Source organism: Sphaerochaeta sp. S2, from assembly GCF_016406725.1.
Lineage (GTDB): Bacteria > Spirochaetota > Spirochaetia > Sphaerochaetales > Sphaerochaetaceae > Sphaerochaeta.
On the sequence record NZ_JAEKNT010000465.1, the window covers coordinates 1 to 1,021 of the forward strand.

At 35.8% G+C, this 1,021-nt stretch carries 1 protein-coding gene; it reads right to left on the reverse strand.

What is annotated here, in order from left to right:
- A partial coding sequence (locus JF818_RS13430) for a class I SAM-dependent RNA methyltransferase (RefSeq protein WP_198892490.1) occupies positions 1-949 on the reverse strand: 949 nt, incomplete at its 3' end.
- Positions 950-1,021 lie beyond the last annotated feature (72 nt).

Genomic DNA, 1,021 nt, shown 5'->3' on the forward strand with positions numbered 1-1,021 from the left:
CCTGAACCTCATGTTCTTCATTCAATCTTTCACCATAAGGTGGATTTGTAATAATGTAACCGTATTTCTTAGAAGAACTCAAATCTTTTACATCTCTAACTTGAAAATGAATATCCTCTTCAACAGATGCTAGCTCAGCATTTGCTCTTGCAATTTTGATGGAATATGGATCGATGTCGTAAGCTTCGATATGAAGTTCCGTCTCGTAATCTATCTGTTCATAGGCTTCCTTTTTTACAGCCTTATAAACATCATCTGGAATAATAGGCCATGCTTCAAAAGCAAAAGAACGTGACAATCCTGGAGCAATTTTTCTACCAATTAAGGCAGCCTCAATGGCAATTGTCCCACTACCACACAATGGGTCAATAAATGGAATCTTACTCTGCCATTTAGAAATCAAAACTAAAGCTGCCGCTAAGGTTTCCTTAAGCGGTGCCTTATTACCTTGTGCACGATAGCCTCTCTTATGAAGTCCTATACCGCTTGTATCAATCGAAACCGTTACTGTATCCTTTAAAATACTAACAAGGATTGGATATTTAGGGCCATCCTCTGGCAACCATTCCTTATTATATAATTTTCCTAATCGTTTAACGATTGCTTTCTTAGATATAGACTGGATATCCGAAAGAGAAAACAACTTGGATTTTACTGACTTTGCATTCACTGGAAATTCTGCATTCGCTGGTAAATAGTTTTCCCATGGAATTTCATTCACTTGATCGAAAAGCATCTCAAATGAAGTTGCTTTAAATTCTGCTATTTGAATAAATACACGATCTGCAGTTCTTAAGTGCATATTTGCAATACACACATCACGTTCGTCTCCCTTGAAAAGGACTCTGCCATTTTCAACAACGACATCCTTGTAACCTAAATCTTTTAACTCTTGGCCGACAATCGCTTCTATACCAAAGGTCGCTGTTGCTATTAAATTAAATTTCATTTCTACACCTCTATTTCATAACAATCATTATATAGACTGTTATAAAAACATTCAATCTATTTATAATATATG